The 16,957-nt window shown below is 57.5% G+C and carries 16 protein-coding genes; 7 read left to right on the forward strand and 9 right to left on the reverse strand.

Annotated features, from left to right (window positions below):
• Positions 1–84 precede the first annotated feature (84 nt).
• From crcB to RBQ93_RS03245, 4 genes are read right to left on the reverse strand one after another with little or no spacing between them, the layout of a single operon-like run.
• The gene (gene crcB, locus RBQ93_RS03230) at positions 85–462 is read right to left on the reverse strand and encodes a fluoride efflux transporter CrcB (protein ID WP_320370575.1); all 378 of its coding nucleotides are present in this window, start codon (positions 460–462) and stop codon (positions 85–87) included.
• Between the two features lie 2 nt (positions 463–464).
• The gene (locus tag RBQ93_RS03235) at positions 465–2,450 is read right to left on the reverse strand and encodes a methyl-accepting chemotaxis protein (RefSeq protein ID WP_320370576.1); all 1,986 of its coding nucleotides are present in this window, start codon (positions 2,448–2,450) and stop codon (positions 465–467) included.
• An 18-nt stretch (positions 2,451–2,468) separates the two neighbouring features.
• Positions 2,469–2,843, reverse strand: a complete 375-nt coding sequence (locus tag RBQ93_RS03240) for a PilZ domain-containing protein (RefSeq protein WP_320370577.1) — start codon at positions 2,841–2,843, stop codon at positions 2,469–2,471.
• Positions 2,844–2,880: 37 nt separating this feature from the next.
• The gene (locus RBQ93_RS03245; RefSeq protein WP_320370578.1) at positions 2,881–3,858 is read right to left on the reverse strand and encodes a class II fructose-bisphosphate aldolase; all 978 of its coding nucleotides are present in this window, start codon (positions 3,856–3,858) and stop codon (positions 2,881–2,883) included.
• Positions 3,859–4,001: 143 nt separating this feature from the next.
• Here RBQ93_RS03245 and mnmH point away from each other — a divergent pair, with 143 nt between their 5' ends.
• Both mnmH and RBQ93_RS03255 read left to right on the forward strand, forming a co-directional pair.
• Positions 4,002–5,018, forward strand: coding sequence for a tRNA 2-selenouridine(34) synthase MnmH (gene mnmH / locus RBQ93_RS03250; protein WP_320370579.1), 1,017 nt, complete (start codon positions 4,002–4,004; stop codon positions 5,016–5,018).
• Positions 5,019–5,077: 59 nt separating this feature from the next.
• On the forward strand, positions 5,078–5,914 hold the full coding sequence (locus RBQ93_RS03255) for a BRO family protein (protein ID WP_320370580.1): 837 nt from the start codon (positions 5,078–5,080) through the stop codon (positions 5,912–5,914).
• A 126-nt stretch (positions 5,915–6,040) separates the two neighbouring features.
• On the opposite strand, the gene RBQ93_RS03260 is transcribed toward RBQ93_RS03255, so the two are convergent.
• Positions 6,041–6,484: a helix-turn-helix transcriptional regulator gene (locus tag RBQ93_RS03260; protein ID WP_320370593.1), complete on the reverse strand. Its 444-nt coding sequence runs from the start codon at positions 6,482–6,484 to the stop codon at positions 6,041–6,043.
• A gap of 28 nt (positions 6,485–6,512) precedes the next feature.
• Here RBQ93_RS03260 and RBQ93_RS03265 point away from each other — a divergent pair, with 28 nt between their 5' ends.
• Both RBQ93_RS03265 and RBQ93_RS03270 read left to right on the forward strand, forming a co-directional pair.
• A complete protein-coding gene (locus tag RBQ93_RS03265) occupies positions 6,513–8,174 on the forward strand; it encodes a hypothetical protein (RefSeq protein WP_320370581.1) in 1,662 nt (553 codons plus the stop codon).
• Between the two features lie 42 nt (positions 8,175–8,216).
• Positions 8,217–8,720 carry a hypothetical protein gene (locus tag RBQ93_RS03270; protein ID WP_320370582.1) on the forward strand — a complete coding sequence of 168 codons (504 nt, stop codon included), beginning with the start codon at positions 8,217–8,219 and terminating at the stop codon, positions 8,718–8,720.
• 90 nt (positions 8,721–8,810) lie between these two features.
• Here RBQ93_RS03270 and gluQRS read toward each other — a convergent pair whose 3' ends face one another.
• The 4 genes from gluQRS to RBQ93_RS03290 form a co-directional block, all read right to left on the reverse strand.
• Positions 8,811–9,698, reverse strand: a complete 888-nt coding sequence (gluQRS, locus tag RBQ93_RS03275) for a tRNA glutamyl-Q(34) synthetase GluQRS (RefSeq protein ID WP_320370584.1) — start codon at positions 9,696–9,698, stop codon at positions 8,811–8,813.
• The gene (locus tag RBQ93_RS03280; RefSeq protein WP_320370585.1) at positions 9,698–12,343 is read right to left on the reverse strand and encodes a CBS domain-containing protein; all 2,646 of its coding nucleotides are present in this window, start codon (positions 12,341–12,343) and stop codon (positions 9,698–9,700) included. Before RBQ93_RS03280 ends, gluQRS begins: the two co-directional genes overlap by 1 nt.
• Positions 12,344–12,463: 120 nt before the next feature.
• Positions 12,464–13,456, reverse strand: coding sequence for a UDP-glucose 4-epimerase GalE (gene galE / locus RBQ93_RS03285; protein WP_320370586.1), 993 nt, complete (start codon positions 13,454–13,456; stop codon positions 12,464–12,466).
• An 8-nt stretch (positions 13,457–13,464) separates the two neighbouring features.
• Positions 13,465–14,232 (reverse strand): sugar phosphate isomerase/epimerase family protein, encoded by a 768-nt coding sequence (locus tag RBQ93_RS03290; protein WP_320370587.1) that lies wholly within the window; start codon positions 14,230–14,232, stop codon positions 13,465–13,467.
• A 192-nt stretch (positions 14,233–14,424) separates the two neighbouring features.
• Between RBQ93_RS03290 and RBQ93_RS03295 the strand changes: the two genes are divergently transcribed.
• The 3 genes from RBQ93_RS03295 to RBQ93_RS03305 form a co-directional block, all read left to right on the forward strand.
• Positions 14,425–15,108 (forward strand): GntR family transcriptional regulator, encoded by a 684-nt coding sequence (locus RBQ93_RS03295; RefSeq protein ID WP_320370588.1) that lies wholly within the window; start codon positions 14,425–14,427, stop codon positions 15,106–15,108.
• Between the two features lie 15 nt (positions 15,109–15,123).
• Positions 15,124–16,527, forward strand: a complete 1,404-nt coding sequence (gene selA, locus RBQ93_RS03300; protein ID WP_320370589.1) for an L-seryl-tRNA(Sec) selenium transferase — start codon at positions 15,124–15,126, stop codon at positions 16,525–16,527.
• 2 nt (positions 16,528–16,529) lie between these two features.
• Positions 16,530–16,957: 2-C-methyl-D-erythritol 4-phosphate cytidylyltransferase (locus tag RBQ93_RS03305; protein WP_320370590.1), on the forward strand; the 428-nt coding region annotated here is incomplete at its 3' end.

The following is a 16,957-nucleotide window of genomic DNA, read 5'->3' on the forward strand; positions in this document are numbered from 1 at the left end:
CCCCAAACGGGTGGCCGTCCTCGTGCCGAAAGAGATTAACATATGCAAACTTTTGAATACCAGCGTTTTCTCTACATCAGACCATCAGACCAGCCGAGCCAACGCAATGCCGCCCCAGGTAGCCAGCAGACAGAGGGTCACGCTCAACAGCATGTTGCCGAAGGCGATCAAAAGTTGGCCCCGCTCCAGCAGGGTAAAGGTCTCAACACTGAAGGTGGAAAAGGTGGTCAGGCCGCCCAGAAAACCAATAGTCAGGGCCACCCGCAGATTGTGAGAAAGCATGGTACTACGCAGTGAAAATTCAATCACCAGACCGATCAGGAAGGCCCCCAGCAGATTGACCGCCAGGGTGCCGAACGGAAAGGGGTGCTGGCTCAGCAGACGGTTGACCCAGCTGGACAGCCAGTAGCGGGCAAGACAGCCAGCGGCGCCGAACAGGGCAATGGAAAGGACCGTTGCCATGACTACAGGGTACAGGTCAGGTTTTTCATGTTTTCCAGCTCCTTGACCACCTCGGCCCCCTGGGCGCGACGGGCGTCCATATTGTCAAACATCTGGCTGACCATGGCGCTGACCGACTCGACGGTGTGGCGGATCTGACGGCCATCGTCCACCTGACAGGCAGTGGACTGCACCATCTCATGGGCCATCTCCTTGATGGTCTCGATGGAGCGGGCGATGCTGCGGGTGGCCTTGGCTTGATCCTTGGAGGCATTGAAGATCTGAGAGGTCATGTCGCTGATGTCCTCCATGGAGCGGGCCACGGTCTGAACACTCAAGGACTGCTCCTCAGTGGCCTGCTTGATCTCCTGGGTCATCTCCATCGAACAGACCGAACGGTCATAAATCGCCTGCAGGGTCTGGCCCATGACGTGCCCCAGCTCAACCCCGCGCTGCACCAGCCCTTTTGAGGCGGTGATGTTGTCGGCAGCCTGCTGTGATTCAAACATGATCTCTTCGATGATGGCCGTAATCTCGCCGGTAGAATGGCCGGTCTGCAACGACAGGTTACGGATTTCGTCGGCCACCACTCCGAAGCTGCGGCCATGCTCGCCGGCCTGGGCAGCAATGATCGAGGCGTTCAAGGCCAGCAGGTTGGTCCGCTTGGTGATGTCGTTGATCACACTGACGATGTTTTCAATCCGGTTGCTGTTGGTGGCCAGACGGGTGATGCGGGCGTGTGATTCTTCAACCGAACACTGGATCTCGTCCAGGGCACCGATGGTCTCGCTTACCGCCGTGCGGCCCTCGGCAGTTTCGGCCTGCACCTGGCTGGAAACCTCGTGGGAGATGGCGGCGCTGCGCTCCACATTGGCAATGGTACTGGAGATCTGCTCCATGGCCGAGGCCGACTGGTGCACAATGCCGGCTAAGGTATCCAGATTGCGGGAGACCTCTTCAATGGCCACCGAGATCTCGTTGACCGCCGTACTGGTCTCGTCCACCGAGGCCATCACCCCCTCCGAGGCGGAGGCGATCACGGCGGCGCCGTCGGTCACGGACTCGATGCTCTCCAGCACATTGGCAACATTGCGGGTGTATTGCTCACGGTGGCTCTGCAGGAAAGAAAAAGAGCTTTCCAGCTCGGTGGTCAGCGTGTCGATGGAGGTCAGCAGGTTGATGCGGGTAATGGCATTGGACACCTGATCGGCAAACAGCATGATCGTGTCCAGGTCGGATTCGTTTAAGGGGCGCCGCGAACGTTTGTTGTCGATGGCAAAGGCCCCCACCGCCTCACCCTTGACCACGATCGGACAGACAATGAAGTTGCGGGAACGGAAGACCTCGATGGTATCAAAGGGCGCCTGAAGGTGGTAATCCGCTCCGTAGCGGTTGATGTCGTCGATCAGGTACGGCTTGCGCTCCTGCAGTACCTTGTAAAAAACGCCGATGGTGGGCTCGATCGGCAACATCAGGTCTGCCACCGCTGCGGTGTTGCTGCCGGCGGTGGTCACAAAGCGCAGTTCCTTGTTTCCCTGGGTCGCCATCAGGATATTGACCCGTTCATAGCCCAGCACCTTGTGCAGGCCTTCAGCGCAGAGCATCAAGACCTCTTCCAGGTTGAGCGAAGTCTGGATACGGCTGCTGATCTGGTGGAAATTCTTGATATTGGTGTTGAGCACCACAAAACGGTGCTCAAAGATCTCCTTCTGTGAGGCCACCTCCTGATGCAGACTGTCCAGTTCAAGGGCGCGATGACGCAGCTCGTCACCGTTCTTGCCGATCAGGTACCCCAGCGTGGCCAGTACAAAGGCGGTACCGACCCCCATGTAGGCATACAGAAAACGATGTTGTCCATCACGGGTGATATCATGCAGAAACTGCGCAACCAGCGGTTGTTCGGGGTCATAAAAGAAAACCAGACGCAACAGCGCCCAGCCCAGCGGGGCGCCAATCCCCAGAACAAAGCCGAGCACCGAATATTTTTTGCAGTGACTGCACTGTTTCATTGCTGCCCCCCAGCGAGGTCAGTGGTGGGAAGAGATATTCTCTTCAATATTGCTGTAGATCTCTTCCATCACCTTATCGGGATCAGCCATATTGTAGGCGATGATGTTTTTGAGGTGGGTGTAGGAATCCAGATCAACCTTTTCGAAATGAAAACCGATGCCGGTTTCGGTCAGGCGCGCGACACGGCCACTGAAAGCGACCCGCAGCTCAGGCTCGGTACCGGCCAGGGCAATCATGATCTCCACGGCATCCCCCTCGGGCAGGCGCTCCGAGGTTTCCAGAAACAGACCGTTCATCGAAAGGTCTGACACCGCGCCTTGGAAACTGCGACTGCCGGCGGTGACCGTGGCTACAACATGAAACGCTACCCGTGAAAACTTGCGCATGCTCATGGCGATCACCTCACGAACTAAAAAAACCGCTTACGCTTTAGGCCTTACCGGCCGACCCCAACACTGTCTCGTTCTTGTGCTTGATCAGCTTGACCAGTTCCTTGCGGGCCTCGCCCAGATACTTGCGCGGATCGAATTCCTTGGGGTCTTTGGCAAAGTACTCGCGCACCTTGGCAGTTACCGCCAGGCGGCCATCGGAATCGATATTGATCTTGCAGACCGCGCTGGCAGCGGCCTGACGCAGCTGCTCCTCGGGTACGCCAACGGCGCCTTCCAGCTTGCCGCCGTGCTGATTGATCAGATCCACATACTCCGGCACCACCGATGAGGCACCGTGCAACACGATCGGGAAACCGGGAATCCGCTTTTCGCACTCGGCCAGAATGTCGAAACGCAGCGGCGGCACCGGCTGTCCGGCCTTGAACTTGTAGGCGCCATGGCTGGTGCCGATCGAGATGGCCAGCGAATCCACGCCGGTCTTCTTGACAAAATCCTCCACCTCTTCCGGCTTGGTGTAGGTGGAATGATCGGCCGAAACCTCGTCTTCAATGCCGGCCAGCACCCCCAGCTCACCCTCCACACTCACGCCGAACTGGTGGGCGTACTCCACCACCTGCTTGCAGAGCGCCACGTTTTCTTCATAGGGCAGGTGTGAGCCATCAATCATCACCGAGGAAAAACCGCTATCCACGCAAGATTTACACAGCTCAAAGGAATCACCATGATCCAGATGCAGGCAGATCGGGATCTGGGAGCCCATCTCACGGGCCATCTGTACCGCCCCCATGGCCATGTAGCGCAGCATGGTCTCGTTGGCGTAGCTACGAGCACCCTTGGAAACCTGGATGATCACCGGCGAGTTGGTCTCGACACAGCCGGTAACGATGGCCTGCAGCTGCTCAAGGTTATTGAAGTTATAGGCCGGAATGGCGTACTTGCCAGCCATGGCCTTGGTGAACATCTCCTTGGTGTTAACCAGTCCCAACTCACTGTAGTGCACCTGCTTATTCTGCATGGCTTCCTCCTGGGGTTAGTGATCAGCTAGAAAGGTCGTTGCAACCTTGCAAACCAAAGAAAAAGAGTGTTTATATGTAGCATCGAATCCCGTGCAAGGCAAGGGTCAAGCCTTGAAAATTCCGCTTCTGGAGCGCCGTATCCATGCCCCGCACCATCCCGTTTTCACCACAGTTGCTCGACACCCACTGCATCATTGACGCCAGGACCCCGCTGGAATTTGCCGACGATCATCTGCCAGGGGCCATCAACGTCCCGATTCTGACCAACGCCGAACGGGTTGAGATCGGCACCCTCTACAAGCAGCAGGGACCCCAGCTGGCCCGCCAGCGAGGCCTCGAGCTGACCTGCCACCGCTTTCCCTCGATTGTGGCCACCATAGCCGAAGCGGCTGCCGGCCGGCCGGTGCTGGTCTACTGCTGGCGGGGCGGCCTGCGCAGCGAGTCGATCGCCCTGCTGCTGGAGATGAGCGGACTGCCGGTGGTCAAGCTGCAGGGAGGCTACAAGTCCTTCCGCCAGATCGTCAGCAGTTTTTTCGAAGCGGTCAGTCTGCCGGTGCAGCTGGTGGTGCTGCACGGCATGACCGGCTCCGGCAAGACCGAATTCCTGAATCAGCTGCCGGCCAGCGACTGGACCGTGATCGACCTGGAGGGATTGGCCCGCCATCGCGGCTCGGCCTTCGGCTCGCTGGGGCTGGGGGAACAGCCCCCCCAGAAACGGTTCGAAACCCTGCTCTGGGACGCCTTCCGCAGGGCGCCGCTGGACCGGCCGATCGTGGTGGAGGGGGAGAGCAAACGGATCGGCCGCGTGACCCTGCCGGGCAACCTGCACGAGGTGATGGCGTCCAGCACCAAGATCTGGTGCGAGGTCTCCGTGGCAACCCGCGTCAAACGATTGGCTGCGGAGTATGCCCGCCAGGACTACCGCGGGCCTATGGCCGAGGCGCTGGAGCGGATCAAAAAGAAACTGGGCGGCGAGCAGTACGAAGAGCTCAAACAAAAACTGGAGGCATGGGATGTGGAGGGTTTGGCCCAGGGATTGATTGAACAGTACTACGACAAGCTGTATTACCGCGTCAGAAAATGGGAGCCGGAAGGGACCATCAACCTGGAGGAGTATACGGTGGCGGCGCGTGAGCTGGCCGCCATCTGTACGACGTAATAACCTAGAGGGTTATGGAGAGGCAACCGCCCCGCCATGCTGCCTGAAACGAGGCTACTATGGAACACAAACCGGCACTATTTGAAGGGTATGACATCCGCAGGGTCTATGACGATAAAACCGAAACCTGGTATTTTTCAGTCGTGGATATCATCCGGGCACTGTTGCAGCAGCCGAATTTTCAAGCTGCCAGAAACTACTGGAAGGTGCTAAAAAACAGGCTCGGTAAGGAAGGAAGTGAAACGGTTACAAATTGTAACCGGTTGAAGCTGCCTGCTGAAGACGGAAAAATGCGCCTGACCGATGTTGCCAGCCCCGAAGTGCTGCTGCGGTTGATCCAGTCCGTGCCCAGCCCCAAGGCAGAGCCAATCAAACTCTGGCTGGCCCGGGTCGGCTACGAGCGGATGCAGGAGATGGCCGATCCGTCCCGTTCGCTGTACCGTGCCCGGAGTTATTGGCAGCAGCTGGGGAGGAGCGAGAAGTGGATTCAGCAGCGGATGACCGGTCAGGAGACTCGCAACAAGCTGACCGACTACTGGAAAGATCATGAGATCAGCGAGGAGTCGGAGTTTGCCATTCTGACCGACATCATCCACCGCGAGTGGTCAGGGCTGAAGGTACAGGAACACAAGACGCTGAAAGGCCTCAAAAGCCAGAACCTGCGCGACCACATGAGCGAGGCAGAACTGATCTTTACCGCCCTGGCCGAGCTGTCTACCCGTCAGATTGCCGAGAGCACCAATGCCACCGGCATAAAGGAGAACAAAGAAGCGGGGAAGAAGGGCGGCGGCATCGCTAAAAAGGCCCGTCTCGACCTGGAAGACAAGACTGGCAGAAACGTCGTCACCGGCGAGAGCTTCCTGCCGCCAGACAAAAACAAGCTGCCGAATGACTAGCTGACCTTGTGCTGGCTGTATCGACCAAGAGGCTCAATCTTCAACCGAATTTGAAACAAGATTTTTATACTATCCCAAGATTTCAGATATTTTGGCTATTCTCCCTGAAGCACGACATTCGTACTCCTAGCCCCTGAACGACCGTACCACCCGATAGACCACCTTCAGATCGTTCTCATCCAGGCTTTTCAACATCTCTTCAACGCTCTCCAGTTGCGCCTCGCGGCTATCCAGGTGACTAAAATCAAACAGGCTACGCAATTCAACGTCAAGCACACTGCACAGTCTTTCCATCCGCTCAACTGTTGGTGCACTGCCGCCAGTCTCAATCCGGCTCATATATTGCGGCTCTATACCAATAGCCTCAGCAAGCGCTTCCTGCGCTAACCAACGAGCACGATGTAATTCCTTGATTCGCCCCCAAGTAACTGCTTTGTCGTTTTCATTACATCCCCCTGAAGCAATCCTGCATTGCATCAGAAAGATTTTGAATAACATTAAAGATTGACCGATAAGCATTATACGCTTACGGACTAGCCATATAATGTTATATATTGGCCTGAATTTCATATTTAATGCTTGATAATGTGGGTCACTTATGGGTCTCGTTGACACAGCCTTGACATCTTCAATGCGCACCAATCTTCTCTCGTTGAAAATAACCAGCGTAAAAGTGGATAGAACGCAGGAGCGGCTTGCCACCGGAAAACGTGTTAACAGCGCGCTTGATAATCCCACCAATTTCTTTGCTGCGCAGGCACATATAAATAGGGCATCTGATCTTAGTGCAAAAAAAGACAGCATGATTGAGGCAATCCAGAATGGAAAAGCAGCCGACGCAGGAATTAAGGCAATTACGTCGTTAATAGAAACGGCAAAAGGGATCGCGGGTAGTGCTCATATGGCATCGGTCAAAGATAGAACGATAAGCCTATCAGACCAGTTCAATACCATTATGAACCAAGTTAACACATTGGCAGGTGATTCGGGTTATCGTGGTACCAATTTGCTGAATAATGAAGACCTGACCGTCAACTTCAATGAAGACAGCAGTTCAAATATGACGATTAACGGTTTTGACGCAACGTCTGCAGCACTAGGGGTTTCGCGGGTAAATAATCAGCCTGGGAACACCATTTCTGCAGGAGTGGGCTTTTCATTGGCTTTAAAAACAGACGGTTCAGTGGTTGCGTGGGGAAATAATTCAAACGGGCAAGCAACAGTTCCTTTAACCGCACAATCAGGTGTGATTGCAATAGCTGCAGGTGGAATACACTCATTGGCATTAAAGGAAGACGGCAGTGTAGTTGGTTGGGGCAATCCGCTATACGCAACCGTTCCAGTAGCTGCACAATCTGGTGTAATTGCGATCTCGGCTACCGAATTGCATTCACTGGCCCTAAAAAGTGATGGTTCGGTTGTGGCATGGGGAGAGAATGGACTAGGGCAAACATCAGTCCCCGTATCAGCCCAATCAGATGTAGTGGCGATTGCTGCGGGACAATTTCATTCCTTGGCTTTAAAAGAAGATGGTTCTGTAGTGGCTTGGGGATCTAACTCTTATGGCGAAACAACGGTACCTGCAGCAGCACAATCAGGCGTGGTTGCCATAAGCGCAGGTTCAACCTATTCAATGGCCCTAAAGGATGACGGAACGGTAGTTACATGGGGGTGGAATTTTGCCGGTGCCCAGGATGTTCCGACATCGGCTCAATCTGGAGTGGTGGCCATTTCTGCCGGTTATTACCATGCGTTGGCACTGAAAAGTGACGGCAGTGTTATCGCATGGGGATCTGATTTTAACGGTGAGTCAGTTGTTCCGGCAGAAGCACAGTCCGGTATAGTTGGCATTACTGCAGGGGCAGGAATATCGCTTGCCTTGAAAAATGATGGTACAACGGTGGCTTGGGGAGATGATACCTATGGAGAATTGGCATCGCAGTCAACAGTTATGCCACCAGATATTTCATGGGCTTCTGCCGCTGGCATAGCAATATCAGAAAAACAACTCGAAACTGCCATGAACACGCTGCGCACCAAGTCCGCTACCATGTCTTCAACTCTCAGTGTAATCACAGTACGTAAAGAGTTTACCGACCAGATGGTTGCCACGCTGCAGACAGGTTCCGATAATCTGACCCTGGCGGACATGAATGAAGAAGGGGCAAATATGCTGATGCTGCAGACACAACAGAATTTGGGGATCACCAGCCTGAGTATGGCAAGCCAGTCTGCTCAGGCCGTTATGAGGTTGTTTTAGGGAGCTTGTCAGAGTTTTTATTCAATGCAAAGGAGCCAAATAATGATTGAATTTAGTGTGGCAGGGCCGTTTAATGTGCCGGTCTACAAACATCAGGTGTCTGAAGTCCGGCTGATCAACAAGGATTCAGAAGTAATGAAGGCATTTTGGGCTGAAAATCAGCAGGCTGCCGGGATTGGAGTCTATGTCTACGCCAGAAAAGCAGCAAGAGGCTATGTGCCGCTCTATATTGGTAAAACTGAAAAATCATTCGAGGCCGAGGTGTTTAACAGCAGAAATATCGGTGCCATAAATGAATTGTTTCATAACGGCGACAAGGGCACGCTGGTACTGTTTTTCATCTACTATCCCTCCAGTAAAAAAATACGCAGCGATGTCATTGATGAACTTGAGACCAATATTATCCAGTATGGCCTGAAGGCCAACCAGAATCTGCTGAACAGTAAAAAAACGAAACCCGTTGATACATGGTGCATCAAAGGCGTATTACGTGGTGGACGCATTACTGATGAGGCGCGTCACCTAAAACGATGCCTGAATATATAGGAGTAAAGCGGTATAGACTTTGCCTTCAAGAGAACACTCCCTTTACCGTAGAGTACGCCATACGCATAATGCAGATAAGGATTGCCTTGATTACAGCCCGGAATTACTCGTGACAGCCTGAAAGTGTAATCGCCCCCATTCAAGTAGTTCTGTACAAGAGACCCCCTGCAGTTCAACCGGCACGCAGACCCCCAGAAAATCAAGCGCCTTGACCAAGAGTTGCGCCTCATGGCCCACCACCCGTCCGTCGGCCAACGAGACCGTGTTATCCCGCTTGCTGAGTTTGGCGCCATCGGGTCCGGTCACCAATGGTAGATGACAATACTGGGGCAGTGACCAGCCCAGCAACTGGTGCAACAGCACCTGGCGCGGCGTTGAATCCAGCAGGTCATCCCCCCGCACCACCTGGTTGATGCCGCTCAGACGGTCATCCACCACCACCGCCAGTTGGTAGGCAAAGAACCCCTCCGCCCGCTTGACCACAAAATCACCGCTGTGTGTAAAATCATGGGTAACTGGCCCGTGACGCAGATCGTCGAACACCATCGTCACGCCTTCGGTCCGTAACCGCCAGGCCCGTGGTTGCCGTCCGGCAGGCAAGCCGCCGCGACAGCTGCCTGGATAGGGAATCTCCTCACCAGGGTGGGGTGCCGAACCGGAGCGGGCGATCTCGGCCCGTGAGCAGCTGCAAGGATACACGGCGCCCAACTGCCGCAGCTGCTCAAAGACCGCAGCATACTGATCGTTGTTGGCGCTTTGCCGACCGATGGCGCCGTCCCACAGCAATCCAAACCGTTCCAGCGTCCGCAGAATATCGTCCTCAAACGCCTGACGACAGCGATCACGGTCCAGGTCGTCAATCCGCAGCAACCAACGGCCACCACTACGTTTGGCCATCAGCCAGCTGCCAACGGCTGCCACCAGCGAGCCGATGTGCAACGGGCCGGTGGGCGACGGGGCAAAACGACCGACAACCATCAGCCAGCCTTTCCCGCAATCAACCGCTGCGCCAGCGCCAGCTCTTCATCCCTGGAGGCCACCTCGCCATCCAGCCGGGCTGCCAGCAGACGTTCCTTCAGCTTACGGATAGCAGGACCGCGAGGCACCCCCATGGCCTGCAGCTCGGTACCGGTCAGCTGTATCTTGACGGTGCAGAGACGGGTGAGATACAGCGAGACCAGTCGCCGCAGCTCTTCACGGCCGCTGCGAGCCAGCCCGTACAAGAGCAACTCCAGCGGCACGCCATGCAGCCAGCTGTACAACTGACTGTTGGCCACCTGCTGTCCGCGGGTCACCGCCTGACGCATGGTCTGCAACCGTCGCAGGGCACGGTGGCGGTGGCCAAACAACCGCTCCATCAGCCGTGCCGGCATGGCCAGCCGCTGACAGGTCTCCAGATAACGGGGCGAGTCCAGCCTATCGGTCAGGGCCAGCAGCCAGACCGCCCACGGCTCAATCGGCTGATCGAGATACAACAGCTGGTACCAGGCCAGCACGCGCTCCAGCTCTGCGAACATCCGTTCACTGTCGGGGCCGAAGCGCAACGCAGGATGGATGCAGGTCAGCAGCCCCAACTGCGCCATGCGGGCCACCGCCGGAGCCGGCTCTTGCTCCTTGAAGATATGGATCAGCTCGCCCAACAACCGTTTACCGCCTACTCGCTCCACCAGACCGGCCCGCACGGCTGAACGCAGCAGCCCCTCAGTGTGGGGGTCCAGCTGAAATCCCAGACGTTGTTCAAAGCGGACCGCCCGGAAGGCCCGCGTGGGATCTTCGACAAAGGACAGATTATGCAACACCCGGATCTGGCGATCCTGCAGGTCCTTCTGACCGTTGAAGAAGTCAACCAGCCGGCCAAACCGTCCATGGTTGAGACTCAAGGCCAGGGTGTTGATGGTGAAATCGCGCCGGTACAGATCATGGCGCAGTGAGGCCCGCTCCACCGTGGGCAATACACCGGGTGATTCGTAGTATTCCAGGCGAGTGCTGGCCACATCCAGCTTGCGACCATCGGGAAAGACCAGCACCGCCGTGCCAAAGGCTTCATGGGGGCGCACCCGGCAGCCGTACCGGTTGCCCAAGGTCTCGGCAAAGAAGATACCGTCCCCTTCAACCGTGATATCAATATCCAGATTGGGGGCCGCCAGCAACAGGTCCCGCACAAAGCCGCCCACGGCATACACCGCCAGCTCCAGTTCATCACCGGCCTGACCTACCAATGCCAGCAGTTGCATGACCTCAGCCGGCAGGCGGTGGGGCAGCAAGGTTGCGATGTCTCGTTCTTTCGGTTCTGGCGACAACTGGTCCAGATCGTAGAGCGTATCCCCCTCTCCACTGCTGCCATGCAGGTGCCGCAGCAGATCGGTACGGGTGACCACCCCCACCAGCTGGTCATGCTCAAAGACCGGCACAAAACGGCGGTCGCCTCCCACCATATGATCCATCAGGGCATTCAACGGAGTTTCCGGCGTGGCACGCAGGATGGCGGTATGCATCACCTCAGTCACCGGCCGGTCACCCAGGCCATGATAAACCGTCTTCTCAGCCAGCTTGCGGGTGATGATCCCCAGCACCTGTCCCTGCTGCACCACCGGCATAGCGCTATAGTTGTAGCGCACCAGCAGATCACGGGCCTCCTGTACTGTGGCGACAGCTTCCATGGTCTGTACTGGTGACGACATAATCTGTCCCACGGTTCGTCGCGGGCGCACTGCCAGCAGCAGACTGCGATCCAAGCGTTCCAGCACCGATTGCAGTGCTTCTCCTTTTACCGTAGCCGAAGCAGCCGAGGCATGGCCGCCGCCACCGAACCCGCGCAGCAGTTCGCCCACATCCACTTCCGGTACACGGCTACGGGCCACCAGGTGGACCCGATCGGCCATGGCCACCGCCAGCAGCAGCACATCCAGGTTCTCCATATCCCGCATCATGTGGGCTAGTCCGGCAATATCCCCCACGTACCAGGGACGGCTGGCATGAGCCACCGACAACCGCACGCCGGCCACCTCACTGGTCTTGAGTGAATCCAGCAGATCATGCAGCAGCTTGACCTGCTCGGTGGTCAGCTCAGGGGAGAGTATCTCGTCGGCCAGATGCAGCCGGGCACCGCGCTCCAGCAGCCAGGCCACCGCCCGGTAGTCCTCCGGTGTGGTGGTGGGGAACAACAAGCGACCGGTGTCCTCATGAATGCCCAGCAACAGCAGCGTCGCCTCAGCCGGAGTTGGTTCGATGCCACGCTCCTTAAGCAGGGCGACCAGAATAGTGGCGGTGGCACCACAGGGACGCACCACGCCAGCGGAATAGACTACGCTGTCAGGGGTCGACGGGTGATGATCATAACAGTGTACCTCCAGGCCAGGGTGGCCGATTAACTCGGCAAAGGGACCGATACGGGAGGCCTGTTGGCAGTCAACGATGATCAGACGGGAAATCCGGGAGAGGTCCAGGTCCTTGGGACGGACAAGGGGAGGAATCAGATCGGCATGACGGGCACTGAACTCCCGCAGGTTTTTTTCCTGGGAGCCGGGGAAGCAGAGCAGGGCGTCAGGGTACAGCCGACCAGCCGCTGCCAAGGAACCCAGGCAGTCGAAATCGGCATTGACGTGGCTGACAATCAGATCCATACCAAATCTCTCCGGCGAAACGTCCCGGCCGCATGTAAGATAATGAGCAGGCGGCAAGGAGGAGGCGACGTAGGCGTACTTGCTCAGTACGTCGAGGAACCGACGACGAAGCCAACGAACTCAGCGCTTGGATGCGGCCAGGGACGACTCCCAACGCCAGGCATCTGCTACAATCTGCTGCAACTCAGTATAGCGCGGCTGCCAGCCGGTCAGACGACCGATCTTCTCAGCCTGGGCGATCAGGCAGGCCGGATCACCGGGACGCCGTCCCTCCTCAACCACCCTGAAATCAACACCGCTGACCTCTTTAACCATGGCCAGCACCTCCCGCACACTGCTGCCCCGGCCATAGCCGACGTTCATGGCCGTGGAGGCGCCGCCTTCCCGCAGATACTGCAAGGCTGAGAGATGGGCTGCGGCCAGATCCTCGATATGGATATAATCACGGATGCCGGTGCCATCCGGCGTCGGATAATCGGTGCCGTAGATGGCGACCTGGCTGCGCTGTCCCAAGGCTGCCTGGCAGGCCACCTTGATCAGGTGGGTGGCCTCAGGGGTGCGTTGCCCCATGCGGGCTTGCGGGTCGGCCCCAGCCACATTGAAATAACGCAGGGCCACGTACTGCAGATCATGGGCTGCGGCCACGTCCCGCAGCATCCATTCACTGATCAGCTTGGAGCTGCCATAGGGGTTGATCGGCGCTTGGGGCGACTCCTCCGAGGCGCTGCCCCCTGCGGGTAAACCATACACGGCGGCGGTACTGGAAAAGATGAAACGCTGCACCCCGAAACGGACACAGGCCTCCAGGAGCGCCAAGGTGTTGCGGCTGTTGTTGCCGTAGTACTTGAGCGGCTGCAGAACCGACTCCGGCGCCACGATGGCGGCGGCAAAGTGCAGCACGGTAGAGAAGCGATGCTGACGGAAGACTTCCTGCAGGCTGTCGTGGTCGGCCAGATCAGCCTGGATCAACTCCTCACCGTTAACCAAGGCATCGCGAAAACCGGTGGAGAGGTTATCGTAGACCACCACCTGATGGCCTGCCTCGGAGAGCTGCCGTACCACATGACTGCCGATATAACCACAGCCGCCGGTTACCAGGATTTTATCTGACATAACACGTCCTAAAGATACTGCTGGATATTTTTTATGGCTCGTTCCAGACGCTCACGGCTGTGGGCCTCCAGTGTCCAGACCGCATCGGGCGCGTACTGCTTGAGCAACGAGGTAACCAGCTCAAAGTCGATTTGCCCCTCACCCACCGGCAGATGTTCGTCGGCCTGACCGTGGTTGTCATGCAGGTGACTCTCGACGATCCGATCACCCAGCGCCGCAAACCACTCCTGCAGGCTGACGGTAGCGAACATGTTGAAGTGGCCGGAATCGAAACAGTGTCCCACCAGAGGGTCATTGATCCGGTCCAGCACCTGCCGCAGGGTGGATGGTTCCTCTTCAAAAATATTCTCCAACGCAATCTTGCAACCTATTTCACGTGCACGGGGCAGTTGTTCCTGCCAGAAGGCAACACTGTTGGCAACCCAGGTCTCAACGGACGAACCATAGGTCAGGCGGCTGTAGCCAGGGTGAAACACGATCACCTGCGGCCGCAGCACCGCTGCAACTGCCAGAGTCTGCTCCACCCGCTGTCGGGTGGTCTCGCGCACGGCTCGGTCTACCGAACCTGGATTCAAATCCATAAAGGTGGCGTGAATGGTACACTTCAGACCATGGGCAACCAGTTCAGCGGCAAAACTGCGCACCAGCTCACCATCCAGCGAATCCAGGGCATCGGACGGCAGGTACAACTCAGGGTTGATCCGTTGCTCCAACAGATAGTCACGGTGTTCCGCCAGGCGAGGCCACGGGACATGGGCACAGAGCAGACTGGGCATGAACTTCCTCTCTTTCGCGGTACTCTGCCGCAACCTACTACCTGCGCTACCAAAATTCAAGTCCGATCGGACCGTTGCCGGCTCAGGAACGGATGGGGGCAGTGATGCAACCAGCCGTCAATCGGCCTGAAACCATTGACAAAATTTGCATACTGTATACAATGTGCCGACCTTTATCGGAGTAGGCCTACCATGACCAAGCAAACCAAGGAAAAGCATCTCACCCTGCGGGAGAAAATCCTGGAAAACATCAGGGACGCGATTATTTCAGGCACCATGACTGCCGGCAGCAGAGTATCGGAACCAGAGTTGGCTGAACGCTACGGCATCAGCCGCACACCGATCCGCGAGGCCTTTCGGCAACTTGAGTCTGAAGGCTATCTGACGGTGATTCCCCGCAAGGGTGCCGTGGTCAGCGCCTTTTCCTCAAAAGATGTGGAAGAGTTCTACGCTATCAAGAGCATTCTGGAGGGCTATGCGGCCCGCCGGGCCTGTAAAAATCTGACTGACCGCGATATCGTCCGGCTTGAGGCGATCAATGAGCGGCTCCGCGTGATGGCTGATCATGGCGACGTGAAGCAGTTTTTCAAGGTACACAACGATTTTCATGACCTGTTCATCAAGGCTTCCGACAATGACAAACTTCGTGATATGATCACCGGCCTGGTGACCCGCTTCCAACGCCTGCGCCTGATGTCGCTATCGGTGCCGGGACGGATGACCATCTCCGTGCAGGAGCACACCAAGATCATTGAAGCGTTCAGAAAACGGGACTGTGAATCGGCCGAGGCCTTGGTCAGAACCAACGCCGAATATGGCGGTAAGGTACTGGTTGATGGCACCGGCAGCCTTGCGACCATGCAGCTCGATCTGTAATCGCCTGGAGCCTGAATGAGTGGCACAACCGCCAGCGACATACGCCGCCTGATCCCAAAGATGGACAAGGTGCTGGGCTGGCCCGCCGTTGCCGCATTGGCGTCAGCAACCAGCCGTAATGAACTGCGTGAAGCCGTGCGAACGGTGCTGGAGCAGGTACGCCAACAGATCAGCGCAGGCTCGCAACCCGACCTTACCCCTCAACGGATAACCGAACTGATTGCCCAACAGGTCACTCGCGCTCAAAAACCTTCACTACGTCGGGTAATTAACGGCAGCGGCATCGTGATCCACACCAACCTGGGCCGTTCTCCCCTGCCAAAGGCCGCTGAAACGGCCCTGTTGGAGACCGCCTGGGGTTACAGCAACCTGGAATTTGACCTGCAGACTGGTGAACGTGGCGAGCGCTACGAGCATGTGGAGCAGTTGCTCTGCGCATTGACCGGCGCCGAGGCAGCCCTGGTGGTGAACAACAACGCCGCTGCCGTGTTGTTGGCCCTTTCCGGGCTGGCCTGCGGCCGCGAGGTGATTGTCTCCCGCGGTGAGCTGGTGGAGATCGGCGGTTCGTTCCGTATTCCTGACGTCATGCGCCAAAGCGGAGCCAGCCTGGTGGAGGTCGGCACCACCAACCGCACCCACCCCAAAGACTATCGTAACGCCATCACCGAGCAGACCGCCCTGTTGTTGAAGGTGCATACCAGCAACTTTGCCGTGGTCGGTTTCACCGCTGAGGTCGATACCGCCACCATGGTACAGATCGGCCAGCAGACCGGCCTGCCCACCATGGTTGACGCCGGCAGCGGCAGCCTGATCGACCTGTCCCGCTTCGGCATTCCCGGCGAGGCCACGGTGCAGGAACATCTTGCGGCAGGGGCCGATCTGGTGACCTTCAGCGGCGACAAGCTGCTGGGCGGCCCACAGGCGGGACTGCTGGTCGGTAGGCGGGATATCATCGACACACTTAAACGTCATCAGCTGCTGCGGGCCCTGCGGATCGACAAGCTGACCCTGGCCTCGCTGGAGGCCACCCTGCGCCTCTACCGCGATGAACGACAGGCCATGGCAGCGATACCAACACTGCAGATGCTGACCGTCTCCCAGCAGGAGCTGGACAACCGGCTGCGCAGCATGCAGCGCCGGCTGCGCCGCATGCTGCCGTCCTCCATCAGCCTGCAGGCCGCCAGCGGCACCTCAAGCCCGGGCGGCGGCTCATTTCCCCTGCTGCAACTCCCCACCCGGCTGATCGAGGTGACACTTCCCGGCCTGACCGCCAACGGCCTGGAACAGGCCCTGCGCGCAACCACGCCGCCCGTGGTGGGACGCATCCAGCGCGATCGTTTTATGCTGGATGTACGTACGTTGCGCGACGAGGATCTGCCGCTCCTGGCTACAGCCCTTATGCAGGTCCTGGAGCGCTAGCCATGTCCCTGCCACGTGCCTTTGCCGTCATCCCAGCCGCCGGCATGGGCAAACGGATGGGAGCCGCCATCAACAAGCAGTACCTGCTTTTGGACGGCAAACCGATCCTGGCCCATACGCTGGCAGTCTTTCAACGCTGCGACCTGATTACCGGTATCATACTCATCACGCCCCAGGACGAGATCCCGTTTTGCCGCAACGAAGTGGTTGAACGCTACGGCCTTACCAAAGTCCTGTCCATCGTAGCGGGTGGCGCCGAACGCCAACACTCGGTCATGAACGGGCTGCAAGCGCTACAGGGGCTGGCGCAGGATAGCGACGTCGTCCTGATCCACGATGGTGTCCGCCCCTTCATCAGCCCCGCGTTGATTGAGCAGAGCATCCGAATTGCCGCTGACGGAAGCGGAGCCTTGGTGGCGGTGCCGGCCAA

The sequence above is a fragment of the Trichlorobacter sp. genome (assembly GCF_034008105.1).
In the GTDB taxonomy this organism is placed as follows: domain Bacteria; phylum Desulfobacterota; class Desulfuromonadia; order Geobacterales; family Pseudopelobacteraceae; genus Trichlorobacter.

What these genes read in the sequence shown, in the direction of transcription:
- crcB (WP_320370575.1), bottom strand. Translation starts at nt 462, where the DNA reads ATGGCAACGGTCCTTTCCATTGCCCTGTTCGGCGCCGCTGGCTGTCTT.
- RBQ93_RS03235 (WP_320370576.1), bottom strand. Translation starts at nt 2,450, where the DNA reads ATGAAACAGTGCAGTCACTGCAAAAAATATTCGGTGCTCGGCTTTGTT.
- RBQ93_RS03240 (WP_320370577.1), bottom strand. Translation starts at nt 2,843, where the DNA reads ATGAGCATGCGCAAGTTTTCACGGGTAGCGTTTCATGTTGTAGCCACG.
- RBQ93_RS03245 (WP_320370578.1), bottom strand. Translation starts at nt 3,858, where the DNA reads ATGCAGAATAAGCAGGTGCACTACAGTGAGTTGGGACTGGTTAACACC.
- mnmH (WP_320370579.1), top strand. Translation starts at nt 4,002, where the DNA reads ATGCCCCGCACCATCCCGTTTTCACCACAGTTGCTCGACACCCACTGC.
- RBQ93_RS03255 (WP_320370580.1), top strand. Translation starts at nt 5,078, where the DNA reads ATGGAACACAAACCGGCACTATTTGAAGGGTATGACATCCGCAGGGTC.
- RBQ93_RS03260 (WP_320370593.1), bottom strand. Translation starts at nt 6,484, where the DNA reads ATGAAATTCAGGCCAATATATAACATTATATGGCTAGTCCGTAAGCGT.
- RBQ93_RS03265 (WP_320370581.1), top strand. Translation starts at nt 6,513, where the DNA reads ATGGGTCTCGTTGACACAGCCTTGACATCTTCAATGCGCACCAATCTT.
- RBQ93_RS03270 (WP_320370582.1), top strand. Translation starts at nt 8,217, where the DNA reads ATGATTGAATTTAGTGTGGCAGGGCCGTTTAATGTGCCGGTCTACAAA.
- gluQRS (WP_320370584.1), bottom strand. Translation starts at nt 9,698, where the DNA reads ATGGTTGTCGGTCGTTTTGCCCCGTCGCCCACCGGCCCGTTGCACATC.
- RBQ93_RS03280 (WP_320370585.1), bottom strand. Translation starts at nt 12,343, where the DNA reads ATGGATCTGATTGTCAGCCACGTCAATGCCGATTTCGACTGCCTGGGT.
- galE (WP_320370586.1), bottom strand. Translation starts at nt 13,456, where the DNA reads ATGTCAGATAAAATCCTGGTAACCGGCGGCTGTGGTTATATCGGCAGT.
- RBQ93_RS03290 (WP_320370587.1), bottom strand. Translation starts at nt 14,232, where the DNA reads ATGCCCAGTCTGCTCTGTGCCCATGTCCCGTGGCCTCGCCTGGCGGAA.
- RBQ93_RS03295 (WP_320370588.1), top strand. Translation starts at nt 14,425, where the DNA reads ATGACCAAGCAAACCAAGGAAAAGCATCTCACCCTGCGGGAGAAAATC.
- selA (WP_320370589.1), top strand. Translation starts at nt 15,124, where the DNA reads ATGAGTGGCACAACCGCCAGCGACATACGCCGCCTGATCCCAAAGATG.